Genomic DNA, 16,641 nt, shown 5'->3' with positions numbered 1-16,641 from the left:
CCCGTCTTCGGCAAGTGGCATTGATCGATCCGAAGGTGGATGACCTCAGCTGGCCGCATAGCCGCGAAGTACATGCAACCGAAGAATGCTTCAAGATGCGGACCCCGCCCCCGCTGGCGAGCAACGGCCTCGAGCAGCCGAAGCACCTGGGCCGGATTGGGAACGGCGGCCGGATCCACCTCCTCATTGATCGATTTTCATCCTGAATTCGCAGGTCGGGCTGCTGGTGTGGGGGGAGATTGACGTGCTCGTGCTGCTCTCGGACGTGATCGCTAGCAGGTGATCGTCTGCCCCGGCCCGGTTCGCGGGTTCTGGGGTGGTCCGCCCGAGGCGTCTCGTAGGTTCCGCAACGGGAGGGAGGCGCATGGTGGACGTGCTGACGTGGACGATCGAGCGGCGGATGCGACTGAACCACGCCCCCGTCCTCGCTCACCGGCATCCCAGCTCTGACCTGTGGTTGGGGTGCTTCGCCGGCCCAGGAGTCTCTGCCGAGCCGGGGAATCGTGGATGCGGAAACCCGAACCGGTCGCCTGCACGCGGCCCGCCGGTGAGATCTCTGGTGATCGATTCGGAGAGGAGCGGAGCGACGCAAAGGGGAGCACGTCGAGGACATGGAACGCGCCCCGGCGGCGCCCACCCGTGGCCGCCGTCAGACGCGTCCTGGCGGGTGCGGCGTGCCACTGCCGGGACGCATGTCGAAACGTTCATTCGCGCATGCGTACACCCGGTTCACACAACCCGCTGAGCCGACGACAGCCAAGACGAGAGCGGGTGCACAACCCAGCGGGATTCGAATTTTGCATATTATCCGAGCTCCACAAGGCTCTTGCCTTGATCCCACGCTCTGCAGCTACCTATTGCTGCGTCCGCTTCCTGGCCCGGGTTCCCGATGAGCCCTGGGCCGACCGACGGCACATCGGCCAGTCCCCTGGGCCGTCGGTCAGGGATGTGTTCGCGAAGCCTGCAGTGAGGAGTAGTCGTGAAGAAGGCGTATGAGGCACCGACGCTCGTTCGACTCGGTACCTTCCGGAAGGAGACGGGGCTCCTTCAGCGCTCCGGCAACGACCGGCTGATCCTGAGCAAGAACTGACGACCGACGGTCCTTGACCCGACGTCATGACTGAACTGCACGAAAGTGCGGGGACGGGCCCCGGCGACGCGCACTTCGCGGTCTTCACGGACCGTGCGGACGCGGCCGCCGCGGCCCGCTCCTTCGCCCGCCCCGGAAGCCGGACCCTCGCGCATGCGTCGGGCCGGCCCTGGCTGGTCGGCCACTGGCACGACGACGAGGTCGTCTCGGCGGGCGCCGGCGGCGCCTCCCTCGCCGTCGTCGGCTGCTGCCCGATCGACGCCGACGAGCTGCGGCGCCGGGCCGCACGGTTACGTGATCTCGCGGAGCTCGACGCACTGGCCCGATCCCTCCCCGGCAGTTTCCACCTCGTCGGCGCCCTCGACGGACAGATCAGGGTGCAGGGCACCGCCTCCGGACTGCGACTCGTCTTCCACGCGGAGATCGCCGGCGTGCGAGTGGCCGCGACTCGCGCCGACACGCTGGCCACCGTCCTGGACCTGGACCCCGACGTGGAGGAACTGGCCGTAAGGCTGCTGTGGCCCGCCCCGTACCCACTGTTCGAGACGTCAATGTGGCGTGCGGTCACCGCCGTTCCTCCGCGGGCCGCCGTGGTCGTCGCCGCTGACGGGCGCACCGCACGGCACACTCGGTGGTGGACGCCGCCGGAGCCGGTCCTGCCGCTTGCTGAAGCGGCGCCCCTGATCCGGACGGCGCTGGAGGAGGCCGTCGGCGCGCGCACCCATCAGGGCGGCGTGCTGAGCTGCGACCTGTCCGGGGGTCTGGACTCCACCTCCGTCTGCTTCCTGGCCGACCGCTCCCCCGCCCGCGTGGTGGCCAGTACGTGGCCGGGACGGGATCCGGCGGACACCGACCTGTCCTGGGCCGAGCGGGCGATGGGGTACCTGCCGGACGTCGAGCACGTGGTCTGGGACGCCGACGCCTCGCCGCTGGTCTACGAGGACCTGCTCCGCATCGACGACCTCCTCGACGAACCCACCATCGGCGTCATGGACCGCTCCCGGGTGCTGCACCACCTGCCCGGCCTCGCCGCACGCGGCAGCCGGTTGCATCTGACCGGCATCGGCGGCGACCACGTGGCATGGTGCTCCGAGGCGTACTACCACCGGCTGCTGCGCACCCGTCCGCTGTTCGCCCTGCGCCAGTTGCGCGGGTTCCGGGCGCTGTGGCAATGGCCGCTCGGCGGCACACTCCGCGCTCTCGCCGACTCCCGACCGTACGGGAATTGGCTCGCCGACGCCGCCGGTGACCTACGTGGCCCGTTGCCCCCGTCCGTCGCAACGGGTCTCGGCTGGGGCATGGCTCCGCGCCTGTTCGACTGGGTGACTCCCGAGGCCGAGCGGATGGCCCGCCGGGCACTGCTCGATGCTGCGGCGACGGCCTCTCCGCTGCATCCGGACCGTGGGCTCCACACCGACCTGGAGCAGATCCGCTCGTGCACCCGCGTCATCCGGCAGTGGGACCGGATGGCGGCCCGCGCCGGCCTGCCGATGGCTTCTCCTTTCCTCGACGACCGCGTCATCGAGGCGTGTCTCGCCGTACGTCCGAGCGAGCGCGTCACGCCCTGGCGGTACAAGCCCGTCCTGAGCGCCGCGATGCGCGGGATCGTGCCCGAGGAGTGCCTGCAGCGCAGCAACAAGGCCACGGCCTCCATGGACGCCTCCAATGGACTGCGTGAACACCGCGCCGACCTGCTGGCCCTGTGGGAGGACTCACGGCTGGCGGAGCTGGGCCTGGTGGACGGCGCCGAACTGCGCCGCCTCGCCCGGCGGCCCGCCTCCCCGGGGCTCTCCGATGCCATCCTCTACTCCACGATCGCCGCGGAGGTGTGGCTGCGCGGGCTTGCCCGCGGCCGCATCCGTGTCCCACAACCCTGACCGCATCCCCTGTCAAACACGTCAGAAAGGTCCTCACATGCCCCTGCGGTTCGGCGACAACGTCTCCACGGCCGAGACCGACTACGGCACGGTGCTGCTGGACGAACAGGCTGGCGCCTATTGGGAGTTGAACCCGACGGCCACCTTGGTGGTGCGGACGCTGCTGGACGGCGGCGAGGAGGCGGACGCGGCCGCCGCCCTGGTCCAGGAGTTCGACATCGACCAGGCGCAGGCCCTGCAGGACGTCGACTCGCTCGTACGGGAGCTGCGCGACTCGGGGCTCGCCTCATGACGACGCCCAGCGCGCTGGAGCGGCCCACAGGTGTGCCCCTGGCCCGACGTCTCACCGCCCGCCTCGTCCTGCTCCCCGCCGTCGTCTTCGCCCTGCTGCCGCCCCGCCACATCCGCACCGTGCTCGGCATCCTGCGGCGCGGCGCCGCGCCCGCGACCACCGCGCAGGCCCAGAACGCACGCGACGCCATGTGCGCCGCCAGCCTGCGCTGCGCCGGACCGAAGGGGTGCCTGCCGCGCTCCCTGGGAGCGGCACTGCTGTGCCGGCTCGGCGGAACATGGCCGACCTGGTGCACCGGCGTACGGGTCACCCCGCCCTTCACCGCGCACGCCTGGATCGAGGCTGAAGGCCGTCCCGTCGGCGAGGGAGTCCCACAGGGCTACTTCGCCCGGCTGGTGGCCGTCGACCCGCTGCCACGGCCTACTGACCGATGACCGGCGCGACGGTCCCGCACGGCGGCCGGGCCGCGGTCGCCGAAGCCGACAAGTCCACCCTGGCGGCGGTGGCCACGATGTACCGGCTCACCGCCGGGCATCGGAGCGCCATCGCTGTCGCCAGCGCCCTGACCCTCGTGGGCTCCGCCCTGGGGCTGGCCCAGCCACTGGTCGCCAAGCAGGTCGTGGATGCGAGCGGCCGCGAACAGGTCATCTGGCCGCTGCTGGTACTCCTGGGCACGCTGTTCGTCGTCGAGGCGGCGACGGGGGCAGCAGGACGCTTCCTTCTGGAACGGATGGGCGAAGGCGTCGTACGGCAACTCCGGCACGGGCTGGTGGGTCGGCTGCTCCGACTGGAGATGAGGGAATACGACCGCCACCGGGGCGGCGACCTCATCTCCCGGGTGACGGCCGACACCACCTTGCTGCGGGAGGTCGTCTCGCAGGCCCTGGTCGATCTCGTGACGGGAAGCCTGGTCGCCGCCGGGGCGATCGCCCTCATGGCGTGGCTGGACCTTCTGCTGCTGCTCCTGGTCGCCGTGACCGTGACAGCGGCGGCCGCGGTGGTCGCCTCGCTGCTCACGGGCATCAGGAACGCGTCCGAACACATGCAGGGCTCGGTCGGTGCCGTCGCCGCCGACATGGAACGCGCCCTGGGCGCCCTGCCGATGGTCCGCGTGCACCGGGCGGAGGAGCGCGAGGCGGCCGGCATCGGTGCCCGCGTGGATGCGGCCTACGGCGCGGGGGTGCGCACCGCGAAGCTCGCCTCCGTGATGAGCTCCGCCGTCGAACTCGCCGTCCAGGGCTCCTTCCTCATCGTCCTGGTCGTCGGCGGCCTGCGCGTAGGCGGTCATGCCGGCTCCCTCGGTGACCTCGTCGCGTTCCTGCTGTACGCCTCGTACCTCGTCCTGCCGCTGTCCTCCGTCTTCCGCGCCGTGGGCCTCGTCCAACGCGGGATGGGCGCCTACCAGCGCATCGACGAGGCACTCCGCCTTCCTGTGGAGCCCACCGCACCCCGGATCCCGAAAGACCGCGCACCCACACTGCGGCCGGCCGGGCCGGCCGGCTCCCGCGAACAGCCCGTCCTCGCCCTGCACGACGTCCACTTCGGCTACGACCCTGAGCGGCCGGTCCTCCGCGGTGTTTCGTTCGCTGTCCCGCAGCGCCGGCACGTAGCCCTGGTGGGCCGGTCCGGCGCCGGCAAGAGCACTGTGTTCGCCCTGGTGGCGAGGTTCTACGAGCCGGATGCGGGCACCTTGCTCTTCGATGGGCGGCCCGCGACCGAACTCACCCGTGGCACCTGCCGCCGAGGCATCGCCGTGGTCGACCAGAACACCCATGTCGTCCACGGCACCTTGCGCGACAACATCACCTACGCGGTGCCCGACGCCACGGAGGCGGAGATCCGGCGCGTCGTCGAACTGGCCCGCCTCGAAGAGGTCGTCGACCAGCTGCCCGGGGGCCTGGCCGCTGTCATCGGTGAACGCGGCAGCAACCTCTCCGGCGGCGAACGTCAACGCGTCGCCCTCGCCCGCGCGCTGCTGGCACGCCCCTCGCTGCTCCTGCTGGACGAGCCCACCTCCCACCTCGACGCGATCAACGAATCGGCGCTCACCACCGTCATGAAGGACATCGCCCAGGAATGCGCCCTGCTGGTCATCGCCCACCGTCTGTCCACCGTGCAGCACGCCGACCACATCGTGGTGCTCCAGGACGGCCGCACGGCCGCCGGCGGACGCCACGAGGAATTGCTGGTCAGCAGTGCCCTCTATCGCGAGCTGGCCGCGAGCCAGATGCTCCGGGCGGGCGGGGAGCCCGGGATCGGCAAGCGAGGGCGGACGGACGGTTGAAGTGTTCCCTCCCCGCGGCCCAGCAGGCCGAGATCCGGACCATGCACGGGCCATCTGCCGGGCGGTCGCGGCCATGAACCCCCTTCCTACTGGTCAGCGGCAGTACGGCAGCTGTAGCAGCAGCAGACGAAGAACCTCCTGGTGTCGTACTCGCCGAAGAGGCTGGGCTTCTTCTAGACGCAGACGAAGGGCGCCTGACGAGGGCAGATGCACCGTCAGGCGCTCTTCGCCATGCTGCTCCCCTCCCAGGTTCCAGCAGAACACGCGTGCGGACGGTGCGCGGGGCGGCTTCGGCGCACGCCGTGCGGACGCGGCCGCCTCGGTCGGTCGGGTGAAAGCCGGCCTGATGAGACTCGTGTGGTCCTGCCTGCCCAACGCCTTGGCTTCCGCGGGCCCTGTCGGCGGCGGGTCAGCGGCCGCGGTGGCGCGGTGGGGTCTGGCTGTCCCCCACGTACCGGTCGATCCACTCCGTCAGGGGTCGTGCAGCCGTCCAGACCTCCCGCACCCTGTCGATCGCCTCCGGTCGGTGCATCCAGTCGGCCGGTTCGTACTCCCTGACCACCACCGCGCCCTTCCAGCGCAGCAGTTCGGCACGGGGGTGGTCCGCGGGGTAGCCGGTGGGCGTGCGCTTCAACGGGGGTTCCCGGCCCGGGCCGACCGGCAGGGACCGGTCGGCCAGCCGACGCCGGACCTCCTGGAACCCGGCCGCCGACTCCTCGTTGTCGATGGCGGACCTGAAACGCTGGATCTGGTCCGGCGCCATCACCATGGCGCCTCCCGCGAGACGCATGCCGTCCGCGTCGAGCCGGAGGAAGGCGCCGACACCGCCGACGGCCCGGTCGCTGGTCGTCACCCCCACCCAGGTCTTGTAAGGGGACTTGTCCCGGGAGAACCTGACGTCCCGTTGGGGCCGGAACGTCCTCAAGGGCCCGAACTCCTCGTCCAGGTCCGCCATGAGCCGGCGCACCGGCTCCTGCACGTGGCGCTCCCAGGTCTCCCGGTTGGCCTCCCAGTACGTCTTGGAGTTGTCCTTCTCCAGGCCTTCAAGGAAGGAGAACAGTTCGGGTGGGAACCCTTCGAAGGGAGGGGTCTCCCGGGTGCCGTCCTCAGTCGTCACTTCCGCTGGCCTTCCTGTTGTAGGCGAGGGCTTCCTCGATCCAGGAGTTGAAGGCAGCTTCCGACTCCGTGCCGTAGGAGTCGACCACGATCCAGCCCTTGCTCATCCGGCGGCCCCGCATCTCCGGCCAGTCGGCTCCCTCGCGCCCGAGCAGCTCCTCCACCCGCTCGGGATCGCACCGGACCATGAGCTGACCGTGGGTGTTGGCGGTGGCCGTCATCTTGCCGTTGACCATGAAGGTGAGGCCTCCGAACATCCTCACCTCACGGACCGCGGCCTCACCCGAGAGCGCTTCGCGGATGCGGTCCGCCAGCTCTTTGTCGTATGCCATCGTTCGACTGACCTCCTAGGCCGTGGCGACGAGGGGAAGCGCCGGGTCGCCGCTCCATTCGGCGAGCCCACCATCGTAGAGGGCGACGTCCCGGACCCCCAGGAGTTTCAGGACGAAGGCGTCGCTCGTGGCGTTCACACCCGCGGCGCAGTAGGCGATGACCTTGTCGGCATCCGTGGCGCCGGCCGCCTCCATGAGGCAGGCCAGTCGGTCTTCGGGCAGGAAGGTGCCGGTCTTGGGGTCGACGAGGGCGAGGGCCGGGACGTTGACGCTCGAGGGAATGTGGCCTCGGCGGCCGTGCGCGACCGGGACGCGACCGGAGTGCTGGTCGGGCGAGAGCGCGTTGACCAGACAGGTGCCCGGGTCGTCGGTCGCGGCTAGCACCTGCTCGCGGGTGACGAACAACTCGGGGCGTGGCCGGGGCACAAAGGTGCCGCGGGTGACGGCGGGGATGTCCGTGGTGCCGGGTCGGCCCTCGTCGGTCCACTTCTTCCAGCCGCCGTTCAGTACGGCGACATCGTCGTGGCCGAGGTACTGCAGGAGCCACCAGAGCCGGGTGGCGAACGCCGTGTGGGCCCGGTCGTAGAGGACCACGGTGTCGCCGTTTCCGATGCCCAGTTCCTCGACCGCGCGGGCCAGCACCTCGGCCGGCGGAACGGTGAAGGGCTTGGGCGAACCGGGATCGGCGAACGCGGTGAGGAGATCGGCGAACACGGCGCCCGGAAGGTGGACCTCCCGGTAGCGGGGCAGTCCACTCTCGAGTTCGACTCCGCCCGTGGACAGCGGACGGTGGATCACCGTGCAGTCGACGACGACGAGCCCCGGCCGGCCCAGGTGCTCGGCGAGCCACTCGGTCTCGACGAGTGCCGAGGGGAGCTCAAGGGTTCCCGCGGCTGCGGTGCTCCCGGCCGCCGCACGTTCAAACGCGCCACCGTCCCTGGCGAGCTCCGCGCCGCGGCCGTCCGGCGGGCTCGCGGGCCTCGGACCGGGCCCGGCCAGGCGGCCTCGGGTCATGAGCGCCGCGGCGAGGACGGCGGCGAGGAACGTGCAGGCGGCGCAGACGAAGAAGACGGTGTGGATCGCACCGACGAAGGACCGGTTGACGGCGGCGGTGAAGTCGGCGGCGCCGACGGGAAGCCGGCTGGGCGCCTTGCCGCTGCTGCCGGCGAGAGCGCCGGAGCCGCCGATCTGCTCGGCGATGCGGCTGCCGGTCGCGGCGGGCACGCCGAGGCCGACGAGGGCATCGGAAACCTTGTCCTTGAACTGCGACAGGACCACCGTGCCCAGGACGGCGGCACCGGCCGTGAACCCGGTGATGCGGGTGGTGTTGATCATCGAGGAGCCGAGCCCGGCACGCTGCGGAGGCGTCGAGGCCATGACCGCCACCGTCAGCGGAGCGAACATGCATCCGATGCCGCCGCCGACGATGCCGAGCTTCCACCAGACTGCGCCGAAGCCCGTTGCCGGGTCGATCGTGGTGAGCAGAAGGAATCCCGCGGTCACCAGGACGGCCCCGACGACGATCGGGATGCGGGGCCCCACCTTGCCGGCGATCCGGCTGGCCGGCGGTGAGAAGAAGAAGATGCCCAGCGTCAGCGGGAGGAGACGGACACCGGCCTCGAGCGCGGAGTGCGACTGCACGATCTGGAAGTACTGGGCCATGAAGAACATCGCGCCGACGATGACGAAGCCGAGCAGCGAGGCGATGGCACAGGAGACGGCGAACGTGCGGTTGCGGAAGAGTTCGAGCGGCAGCAACGGCTCCCGGCCACGCGTCTCGACGACCAGGAACGCACCGAGCAGCAGTACGGCCCCGGCCAGGAGGCCGACGATCAGCGGCGAGCCCCACTCTTCGTGCCCGCCCTGGATCAGCCCCATGACCAGGCAGAACAGACCGGCCGTGGCAAGGAACTGGCCCGGGACGTCGAGGTTCTGGGCCCCTGGGTTCTTCGACTCGACCAGGCGGGGCACGCCGAGGACGAGCGCCAGCGCGCCGACCGGCAGGTTCAGCAGGAAGATCGCGTTCCAGCTGAAGGTCTCGATCAGAACGCCGCCGACCAGTGGGCCCAGGGCCAGGGAGACACCGGAGACGGCGGTCCATATGCCGATTGCCTTGGCCCGGCCCGGCGGGTCGGTGAAGGTCGACACGAGCAGGGACAGGCTTCCGGTGTTGATGGCGGCGGCACCGAATCCCTGCACCACGCGCCCCACGATCAGCACGCCGAGGCTGCCCGCGAAGCCGCACAGGGCCGAGCCGATGAGGAAGAGAACCAGGCCGACGAGGAACACACGCTTGCGGCCCAGCCTGTCTCCGAGCGTGCCGGCGGTCAGCATCAGTGCCGCGAAGGGCAGGGTGTAGGCGTCGACCGTCCACTGCAGGGAGGAGATCTCCGTGCCGAGGTCCTTCTGGATCTCGGAGAGGGCGACGAAGATGATGGAGCCGTCGAGCAGGACCATGAACGACCCCAGGCTGGTGACCAGGAGGGTCAGTGCCCTGATTCTGCGGGAAGTTGTCTCCATTGCGCTTGAGCTCTCTGTGATGGGGCGAGTGCCGTCGCCGGAAGGGAGGGCCGGTGGATCGCTCGCACGGCGCTCAGCCGGCGGCCGGCTGCTCCTGGTACTTGGGGAAGAGGCTGAGGAACTGCGGAGGAACGAGGAACGGGTGGACCTCGACGCGGTCCCAGACCTTGTTGATGATGTAGGGCTCGTTCTTGAGCCATTCGTCGATCTCGGCGCGGGTCTCGAAGTCGACGACCAGGACTCCCCCGGCCATCTTTCCGGCCCCGTCCAGGATGGCCCCACCGAAGAGGAAGGAGCCGTCGGCCATCATCTTCTCGCCGCCTGCCATGTGGGCGGGCCGGACACTCATGCGGCGTTCGAACGTCCCGGGTTCGGTGCCGTCGTGGGCGATGACTACGTACAGCAAAGTCGCGGTCCCTTCTGTCCCGTGCCACGGATGGTCAGTTGTCGGTGCGCCGGCCCCACACCGCCACCGTGATCGGGGTGTAGACCACTGTGTCGGAGGGCTGCTGGAGTTGGTCGAAGGCGGCCTCTACCTCCTTCTGGCCCATCAGGCCTGCCTTGACGATCATCGGGGCGAGTTTCGCCAGGCTCAGCGCGACCGACTGCATCTCGGGGCTTCCCGCCTGCACAGCGGTCAACTGGCAGTCGGTGCCGAGGACTTCGAGCCCGGTGCGCCGGAACGCCGGCAGGAGCTTCATGCCGTACCCGGGATCGGCTCCACCGAAGTAGAAGAACGTCTCCAGGGCGGCGGCGGCCCGGGTGAGCAGGGGCGAGGGCGGATCGACCCGCTGGATGCTGCGGATGTCCGCCTCCTCCACGAGCAGGTACCCGCCCGGCTTGAGGGCCTTGGCGAACTCGCCGAGAACGCGTTCGCGGTCGGCCAGGTGCATCAGGAGGATCTTGCAATGCACCAGGTCGTAGGTGCCCTCCTCCAGCGGTGCGGTGGTGATGTCCTGCTGCCGGAACTCCAGGTTCGGGGCGGTGACACCCTCCATGTAGCCGGGCTCGAGGTCGATGGCGTGGACCTTGCCGAAGTGGCCGACCCGGTTGGACAGCCACTGTGCGATCGATCCGGCACCTGCCCCGACTTCGGCGCAGGTCCATCCCTCGCGGACCCCGATCTGTTCGAGGTAACGGATGGTGGCGGGATCGGTGAGGGCGGCGACCCGTTCGAGGCGCGTCTTCTCGGGGTCGGTGGGACGTTCGGCCGAACGCTGCACGCTGGTCAACTCCTTCGGCGGATGGGCGCAGGAGGTGGTTCAGGGGAGGCCGGGAGCGCGGTGTGGCTCCTCGAGGTTCGCGGTCTGTCCGCGAGAGGACGAGGTCGTCAGGACGAGGTCGTCAGACGCCGGTTTCGAAGAGCTTGGGGACCTTCATCGCCAGCATCATGTCGCCCTTGACCTTCAGCTTTCCGGTCATGAAGGCCCGCATCGCGTCCTGCCGTCCCTCGGCGATGGCGGTCCAGGTCTCACTGCTGGTGATGAAGGTGGTGTCCGGGTTGTCCACCCCGCCCGGGATGAGCCGCCCCTGGCCGTCGTTGATCTCGAAGGCCCACACGCCGGGGTCCTCGTCGGTGATCTGCCACTGCAGGGTCCGGACCAGACCTACTGCCTGCTCGCCCTTGAACCGCGTGGAGAGAGCCTCGAACAGCTCTCCTACGGTCATCGACATTGGATCGACTCCTCACGCTCAGTCCAGGTCCAGCCGGCGCTGGATCTCCTGGAACTTCGGGTACACGTCAAAGAGCTGGACGAAGTTGCCCTCGGGGTCTTTGGCCCCGAAGGTGCGGCCCTTCCCCATGTCGACGACCTGGGTCCGGATCTCGTAGCCGCCGTCGTGGGCCTTCTTGTAGGCCTCCTCCGCGTCGTCCACGACGAAGCCCAGCATGAGCCCGCCGCTGGTCTCGGGGATGTCGGCCTGCGTCGGCTTGCCGGCCCGGGTGGCCAGATCCTGCAGGGCGATGCTGCTGCTGCGCTTCTGCGACCGCAGCCACACGAAGTCCCCGGTGGGAGCGGAGAATTCCTCGACGGGCCTGAAGCCGAGAAGCTCCGTGTAAAAGGCCTTGGTGCGCTCCATTCTGCTGACGAGAATCGTGACGACGTCCAGGTGCGCGGACACTGCGTCACTCCTTCCTGTGACGTCGCATCACCGTCGAGGTGATCGTTTCGGGACCTCACGGTGAAGCTAGTCGCGCCGACTTACGGGGTAATTACCGCGCCGGAAAGTGGGATCCGGCGCGGGGCACGGGTGCCGCGTTCAGATCGAGCGGGCCGCGGTCCGGTCTCGGTTCACGGCGATCGACTCCTGCGCCTCCTCCGGGACTTCGTCCTCGGGGTAGATCGCCTCCACGGGGCAGACGGGTTCGCACGCCCCGCAGTCGATGCACTCGGTCGGGTCGATGTAGAGCTGCGGTTGGTCGCGGAAGGCCGCCTCACCCGGACCGGGGTGGATGGCGTCGGCCGGGCAGGTCTCCCAGCAGGCGGTGTCCTTGTTCCCGACGCAGGCTGCGGTGATCACGTAGGCCATACGTGTTTCCTCTCAGGGTTTCTCCCGGCGTTTGCCTCAGCCGGCCTCGGCCGGTTCCGGCCCGGTGAGGCCCATGAGCGAGGACAGGTTCTCGGGAGTGAAGAACTCCGCCCACGGAACGGTGTTCTGAATGACGCCGAAGAACCGGTTGACGGCGTCCTGGTTGCCGCGCATCGCGGCCAGCACGTCCTGGAATGCGGGATCGAACGGCTCCATCGCGGCGTGGTCCACGATGAAGTCGTAGAGCGGCTTGAGCGCCTCGTTCCGCCGGTACTCGTAGCTCTGCAGGGCCGTCTCCAGGGGCATCAGCCCCGAGAAACCGGCGTCGACGGCCTGGGCGAGCAACTCGGCGTCCCGGAAGGCGTCGGTGATGCCCTGGGCGGTGATCGGGTCCTTGTGGGCTCCTGCGTCGCCGACCAGTGCCCACCCGCGGCCGAAGGGCTTGCGGAAGAAGTTGGGGCGGTTGCCCGCGCCCATGAACCGGTGCGCGAGGGCGCCGGCCTCCAGGCGCACCCCGAGGCCCGGGGCGATGTCGTCGACCGTCTTGAGGTAGTTGCCGCGGACGTCGCTCCTGAAGTCGGCGAAGTCGCGTTCGGGACGCTCAACGAACACGGCGGCCTGATCGTCGTGCGTCGGAAACGCGATGACGGTGCTGCCGGGGCGGGTGTAGAACTCCAGGCCCATGAGTTCCACGTCGTCCCAGTACGTGTAGTAGCCGAAGGCCTTGGGCGGGGCGACGTGGTACTCCGGCGCGCAGACGGTACGGGCGACGATCGACCGCATGCCGTCCGCGCCGATCACCATGCGCGCCCGCTCGGTGATGTCGATGCCGCTGGCGCCCCGGCCCCTGATCCCGACGACCCTGCCGTCCTCGACGAGCAGCTCCCGGACACCGAATCCCTCGCGGACCTCGGCGCCGGCCGCGGCGGCGGCGTCGACCAGCATCTTGTCGAGCATGGTGCGCTTGGGGGCGTAGATGGCGGCGAATCCGTCGTCGACGGGGTAGGGGAAGCCCTCCAGCGTGAAGTGGCCGTACCGCTCGAAGCACAGGTCGAGGACGATGTTCGTCACCGGCGGGCAGTGGGACGCCTCGATCTGCCCGAGAAGACCCCAGCGCCGGAGCTGGGCGCTGCCCTCGACCGTGATCATGTGGGTGGAGACGGTGTCGCTGGGGAAGGTGGCCCTGTCCAGGAGCAGCACCTTGTATCCCTTCCTGGCGAGCAGCATGGCGGTGGGTGCGCCGGCCACGCGGGCACCGATCACGATGACGTCGTACACGGCCGATTCCCTTTCTGCTGGGCATGGGCGGATCGTTCAGCGGTGCCGCGCGACAGGTTCCTCATGCGGCGGCCAGTGCTGCTTCGGTGCGTCGGCGCCAGATCTCGTAGCGGGGTTCGACGCTGATCACGGGGAGACCGCGGGCGGCGTCCTCGACCACGGCGGCCGCCTCGCCGCTGTCGCGTCGGCAGAAGATCCGGCAGGCGAGGTCGGTGTGCGCGGCCGGGTTGCCGGCCCTGACCCGCCCCCATGCCGCGGTGGCGGCACCGCGGGCCAGCTGCGGCCGGTATGCGGCGGCGTGGTCGAGGACCGATCGGAGAGCGTCCGCGTCGGCGCCACCGCCGTAGGAGGCGGCCAGCCCCACCCCGCTCCACAGGTCCGCGTGCCGCTCCGGCGGGAAACCGGCGACGAGTCGGGCGACGTGGTCGACCAGGGCCCCGCCGGAGAACCACAGGGCCCGGCCCACTCCCTGGTCGAAGAACCGACGACCGTGGACGGACAGCCGGGTGGGCACGGCGTGCTGCTCGACGTAGCGGCGGCGCCTGAAGAACGCCTCGTGGAAGCCGTAACCGTCCGCGGTCACCCAGCCCAACAGGGGGTCGAGACCGGCCAGGTTGTTCTCCGGCAGGCGCTTCAGCCGCGCGTAGGCGAGGCCCACGCCGACGTACACCGGGTAGATATGGCCGGCACCGGGTCCGCTGACGAATTCCCTCAACCGCCGCTTCCAGGGCGTGAGGGCGTCCAGCGCGGCCAGCCCCATTCCCGCGCCCTCGTAGGCGAAGCCCTGCAAGGAGGGTTCGACTGCCTCCAGGCGCGCGGCCAGATGCGGCAGCCTCGGGTCCTCGAGTGCCGCGTGGTAGCCCTCCATGAGGGAGTGCGCGACCGGTGCGAACCGCTCCCATGCCTCCGCGGCGAACCCCGGACGGGAGAACACCGCCTGGGCGGAGGGGATCCCGAACAGTGCCCTGCGGGCGAGTCCGACGGAGGTCATGCGTTCAGTCCCTTCGTCGACGAGGTGGCGACCGGTGTGCCGGGCCAGGCTCCGCGGATGGCTCGGCGCCACCGTTCGTAGGCGGGCTGGGAGGGTCGGGCGGTGACGTGGCCGGGACGGGGGCCGGCCTCGTGGGCGACGGCGGCGACCTCGGGTGCTCCCCTGCCCCACACCACCTCGCATGCCAGGTCGGTGTGCGGTGCCGTCTGGCCGGACTGTTCACGGAAGATGGAGGCGACCGCGGTGCCCGTGGCGAAGTCGGCGCGGTGTTCACCCGCCGCTTCAAGGAGCGTGGTGATGGCGTCGCGGTCCATGACGCCCGCCGCGTAGGCGCAGGCCAGGCCGATGCCGCTCCACAGGTCGCCCTGCCGCCCGGACGGGAAGGCGTTGATGGTGCCGATAATGCGTTCGACGTTGGCGCCGGTGGAGAACCACAGACTGCGGCCCACCCCCTGGTCGAAGGCCCGTGCCGCGTAGCCGCGGATCCGGCGCGGGGTCCGATGCCGCTCGATGGCGTCCCGCCAGGAGAAGAAGCCCTCGTAGAAGCCGTAACCGTCCATCACCAGCCAGCGCAGGAAGGGGTCCTGCCGGGCGAGGAAGCGATGGATGTTCACGGGGACGCGCGGCAGGACGAGTCCGGCGCCGATGTAGACCAGACACCGGTACGGCGCGCCGGGTCCGTGGAGGAACGCGGGCAGCCGCTTCTTGTACGGGAACAGGCTGTCGAGCAGCATCAGCCCCATGCCGGCGCCCTCGTAGGCGATTCCGCGCAGTTCCGGCTCCACAGCCTCCAGTCGTGGAACCAACTGGTCGTGCCGCGGATGGTCCAGGGTCAGGTAGAAGGTGTCGACGAGTGTGCGGGCCACAGGTTCGAAGGTGAGCCAGGTGCGGTCCATGTCCTCCTGGGCGCCGAAGCGTTCCGCTGCCATGGCGGGGAAGGAGTCGGCGGACAGGGGGAAGAGCGGCTTGAGAAGCGTTCCGAGCGGCAGGGTCATCACCGGACTCCTCGTTCGACGGCGAGGCTCGTGGCGGCCTCGTCCAGGACGGTGGGGGCGGCGGGCACCGGCTGGGGCCGGAAGCGGCCGTAGACGAACTCGAAGAGCGGCGTGGCCATGAGCGTGGTCACGATGGCCATGAGGACGAGCATGGCGAACAGGGTGGGGGTGATCAGGCCGGCCTCGAGTCCGATGTTGAGCAGGATGAGCTCCATCAAGCCGCGGGCGTTCATCAGGCTGCCCAGCGCGAGGGCCTCGCGCTGGGACTCGCCGTTGACCCGGGCGGCGAACCAGCAGGCGCCCCCCTTGCCGAGCACCGACACCAGGAGGATCAGCAGCGTCACTCCCCACAGCGCGGCGCTGTTGACCAGACCGACCCGGGTGTTCAGACCGGAGAACACGAAGAACAGGGGCAGCAGGAAGTTGGTGACGAGCGGTTCGAGGGCACGGCGTACGTGCTGGGCGAAGACACCGCGGGGCATGGCGGCCCCGAGGATGAAGGCTCCGAAGATGGAATAGATCCCCACGAGGTCGGTGAACCAGGCGGCGCCCATGAGCAGCATCAGCACCAGGGCCAGGACCGGCGAACCGACCCCGCCCTCCTGCTCGGCCCTGGTCCCCAGGGGGCGCAGGAACCGCTTGCCGACGGTCAGGACGGTGAGCGCGTAGGCGGCGCCCCCGCCGATGGCCAGGACCGCGATCACGGTGTTGTGCTTGAACACGGCGAGGACCATGGCCAGCAGGCACCAGGAGATCGCGTCGTCGGTGGCCCCTGCCGCCAGCGCCAGGGTGCCCAGCGAGGTCCCGGTCAGCCGGCGCTCGAAAATGATGCGCGCGAGCATCGGGAACGCGGTGATGGAGACGGCCGATCCCATGAACAGCATGGCCTGCCAGGACCGGACGCCGTCGCTGAAGTAGGTGTTGTCCTGCCGGACCAGCAGGACCGCGGTCAGGGCCCCCATGACGAGCGGGGCGAGGACTCCGGCCAGTGAGATGGACACCGCACTGGACACCCGGTGCCGGATCAGATTGGCATCGAATTCCAGGCCCACCAGGAACATGTACAGCACGAGTCCGACCTGGGCGGCCACGTAAATCATGGTCATGGCAGGGCCCTTGGGGAACAGTTCGGCCTGCCAGCGCGGGGCCACCACCCCCAGCAGGGAGGGCCCGAGCAGGACGCCGGCGATCATCTCGCCCACGACCTGCGGCTGGCCCAGCCGCCGAACGAGCAGGCCGACCAGGCGGCACACCGCGAGAATGACGGCCAACTGCAGGAAGAAGTGCAGGGCCATTTCCGAGTTCGACATGTCTCCCCCGATTCCGGAGCGACTGAG

The 16,641-nt window shown here is 69.8% G+C and carries 17 protein-coding genes; 5 read left to right on the top strand and 12 right to left on the bottom strand.

What is annotated here, in order from left to right:
- The first annotated feature begins 979 nt into the window (after positions 1-979).
- From ACZ7L1_RS16990 to ACZ7L1_RS16970, 5 genes are read left to right on the top strand one after another with little or no spacing between them, the layout of a single operon-like run.
- Complete coding sequence (locus ACZ7L1_RS16990) at positions 980-1,090, top strand: keywimysin-related RiPP (protein ID WP_107047813.1); 111 nt, start codon at positions 980-982, stop codon at positions 1,088-1,090.
- A 26-nt stretch (positions 1,091-1,116) separates the two neighbouring features.
- Positions 1,117-2,967, top strand: coding sequence for a lasso peptide isopeptide bond-forming cyclase (locus ACZ7L1_RS16985; protein WP_471437906.1), 1,851 nt, complete (start codon positions 1,117-1,119; stop codon positions 2,965-2,967).
- Between the two features lie 37 nt (positions 2,968-3,004).
- Positions 3,005-3,259 (top strand): lasso peptide biosynthesis PqqD family chaperone, encoded by a 255-nt coding sequence (locus ACZ7L1_RS16980; protein WP_356157174.1) that lies wholly within the window; start codon positions 3,005-3,007, stop codon positions 3,257-3,259.
- Positions 3,256-3,693 (top strand): lasso peptide biosynthesis B2 protein, encoded by a 438-nt coding sequence (locus ACZ7L1_RS16975; protein ID WP_453277483.1) that lies wholly within the window; start codon positions 3,256-3,258, stop codon positions 3,691-3,693. Before ACZ7L1_RS16980 ends, ACZ7L1_RS16975 begins: the two co-directional genes overlap by 4 nt.
- On the top strand, positions 3,690-5,543 hold the full coding sequence (locus ACZ7L1_RS16970) for an ABC transporter ATP-binding protein (protein WP_471437904.1): 1,854 nt from the start codon (positions 3,690-3,692) through the stop codon (positions 5,541-5,543). Before ACZ7L1_RS16975 ends, ACZ7L1_RS16970 begins: the two co-directional genes overlap by 4 nt.
- Before the next feature lie 409 nt (positions 5,544-5,952).
- Here ACZ7L1_RS16970 and ACZ7L1_RS16965 read toward each other — a convergent pair whose 3' ends face one another.
- The 12 genes from ACZ7L1_RS16965 to ACZ7L1_RS16910 form a co-directional block, all read right to left on the bottom strand.
- A complete protein-coding gene (locus ACZ7L1_RS16965; RefSeq protein WP_471437903.1) occupies positions 5,953-6,660 on the bottom strand; it encodes a DUF2461 domain-containing protein in 708 nt (235 codons plus the stop codon).
- The gene (locus ACZ7L1_RS16960; RefSeq protein ID WP_471437902.1) at positions 6,650-6,991 is read right to left on the bottom strand and encodes a TfoX/Sxy family protein; all 342 of its coding nucleotides are present in this window, start codon (positions 6,989-6,991) and stop codon (positions 6,650-6,652) included. Before ACZ7L1_RS16960 ends, ACZ7L1_RS16965 begins: the two co-directional genes overlap by 11 nt.
- Before the next feature lie 15 nt (positions 6,992-7,006).
- Positions 7,007-9,511 carry a DHA2 family efflux MFS transporter permease subunit gene (locus tag ACZ7L1_RS16955; protein WP_471437901.1) on the bottom strand — a complete coding sequence of 835 codons (2,505 nt, stop codon included), beginning with the start codon at positions 9,509-9,511 and terminating at the stop codon, positions 7,007-7,009.
- Positions 9,512-9,584: 73 nt separating this feature from the next.
- Positions 9,585-9,917, bottom strand: coding sequence for a YciI family protein (locus ACZ7L1_RS16950; RefSeq protein ID WP_471437900.1), 333 nt, complete (start codon positions 9,915-9,917; stop codon positions 9,585-9,587).
- Between the two features lie 34 nt (positions 9,918-9,951).
- The gene (locus tag ACZ7L1_RS16945) at positions 9,952-10,734 is read right to left on the bottom strand and encodes a methyltransferase domain-containing protein (RefSeq protein ID WP_471437898.1); all 783 of its coding nucleotides are present in this window, start codon (positions 10,732-10,734) and stop codon (positions 9,952-9,954) included.
- Positions 10,735-10,855: 121 nt separating this feature from the next.
- A complete protein-coding gene (locus tag ACZ7L1_RS16940; protein WP_471437896.1) occupies positions 10,856-11,185 on the bottom strand; it encodes an SCP2 sterol-binding domain-containing protein in 330 nt (109 codons plus the stop codon).
- 18 nt (positions 11,186-11,203) lie between these two features.
- The gene (locus ACZ7L1_RS16935) at positions 11,204-11,632 is read right to left on the bottom strand and encodes a VOC family protein (RefSeq protein ID WP_471437894.1); all 429 of its coding nucleotides are present in this window, start codon (positions 11,630-11,632) and stop codon (positions 11,204-11,206) included.
- Between the two features lie 138 nt (positions 11,633-11,770).
- Positions 11,771-12,040 (bottom strand): 4Fe-4S dicluster domain-containing protein, encoded by a 270-nt coding sequence (locus ACZ7L1_RS16930; RefSeq protein WP_471437893.1) that lies wholly within the window; start codon positions 12,038-12,040, stop codon positions 11,771-11,773.
- A 36-nt stretch (positions 12,041-12,076) separates the two neighbouring features.
- Positions 12,077-13,318: an NAD(P)/FAD-dependent oxidoreductase gene (locus tag ACZ7L1_RS16925; protein WP_471437891.1), complete on the bottom strand. Its 1,242-nt coding sequence runs from the start codon at positions 13,316-13,318 to the stop codon at positions 12,077-12,079.
- 61 nt (positions 13,319-13,379) lie between these two features.
- Positions 13,380-14,309, bottom strand: a complete 930-nt coding sequence (locus ACZ7L1_RS16920) for a DUF1702 family protein (RefSeq protein WP_471437889.1) — start codon at positions 14,307-14,309, stop codon at positions 13,380-13,382.
- The gene (locus ACZ7L1_RS16915) at positions 14,306-15,304 is read right to left on the bottom strand and encodes a DUF1702 family protein (protein ID WP_471437887.1); all 999 of its coding nucleotides are present in this window, start codon (positions 15,302-15,304) and stop codon (positions 14,306-14,308) included. The genes ACZ7L1_RS16920 and ACZ7L1_RS16915 overlap by 4 nt, the downstream gene beginning before the upstream one ends.
- Complete coding sequence (locus ACZ7L1_RS16910) at positions 15,304-16,614, bottom strand: cation:proton antiporter (RefSeq protein WP_471437886.1); 1,311 nt, start codon at positions 16,612-16,614, stop codon at positions 15,304-15,306. Before ACZ7L1_RS16910 ends, ACZ7L1_RS16915 begins: the two co-directional genes overlap by 1 nt.
- Positions 16,615-16,641: the final 27 nt, after the last annotated feature.

This window comes from Streptomyces sp. NPDC107546 (genome assembly GCF_055639175.1).
This window is presented reverse-complemented; position numbering and strand designations above follow the sequence as displayed.

Coding starts and splice junctions, on each gene's coding strand:
- ACZ7L1_RS16980 (WP_356157174.1), top strand. CDS start 3,005: ATGCCCCTGCGGTTCGGCGACAACGTCTCCACGGCCGAGACCGACTAC.
- ACZ7L1_RS16960 (WP_471437902.1), bottom strand. CDS start 6,991: ATGGCATACGACAAAGAGCTGGCGGACCGCATCCGCGAAGCGCTCTCG.
- ACZ7L1_RS16940 (WP_471437896.1), bottom strand. CDS start 11,185: ATGTCGATGACCGTAGGAGAGCTGTTCGAGGCTCTCTCCACGCGGTTC.
- ACZ7L1_RS16915 (WP_471437887.1), bottom strand. CDS start 15,304: ATGACCCTGCCGCTCGGAACGCTTCTCAAGCCGCTCTTCCCCCTGTCC.
- ACZ7L1_RS16975 (WP_453277483.1), top strand. CDS start 3,256: ATGACGACGCCCAGCGCGCTGGAGCGGCCCACAGGTGTGCCCCTGGCC.
- ACZ7L1_RS16985 (WP_471437906.1), top strand. CDS start 1,117: ATGACTGAACTGCACGAAAGTGCGGGGACGGGCCCCGGCGACGCGCAC.
- ACZ7L1_RS16920 (WP_471437889.1), bottom strand. CDS start 14,309: ATGACCTCCGTCGGACTCGCCCGCAGGGCACTGTTCGGGATCCCCTCC.
- ACZ7L1_RS16910 (WP_471437886.1), bottom strand. CDS start 16,614: ATGTCGAACTCGGAAATGGCCCTGCACTTCTTCCTGCAGTTGGCCGTC.
- ACZ7L1_RS16970 (WP_471437904.1), top strand. CDS start 3,690: ATGACCGGCGCGACGGTCCCGCACGGCGGCCGGGCCGCGGTCGCCGAA.
- ACZ7L1_RS16955 (WP_471437901.1), bottom strand. CDS start 9,511: ATGGAGACAACTTCCCGCAGAATCAGGGCACTGACCCTCCTGGTCACC.
- ACZ7L1_RS16930 (WP_471437893.1), bottom strand. CDS start 12,040: ATGGCCTACGTGATCACCGCAGCCTGCGTCGGGAACAAGGACACCGCC.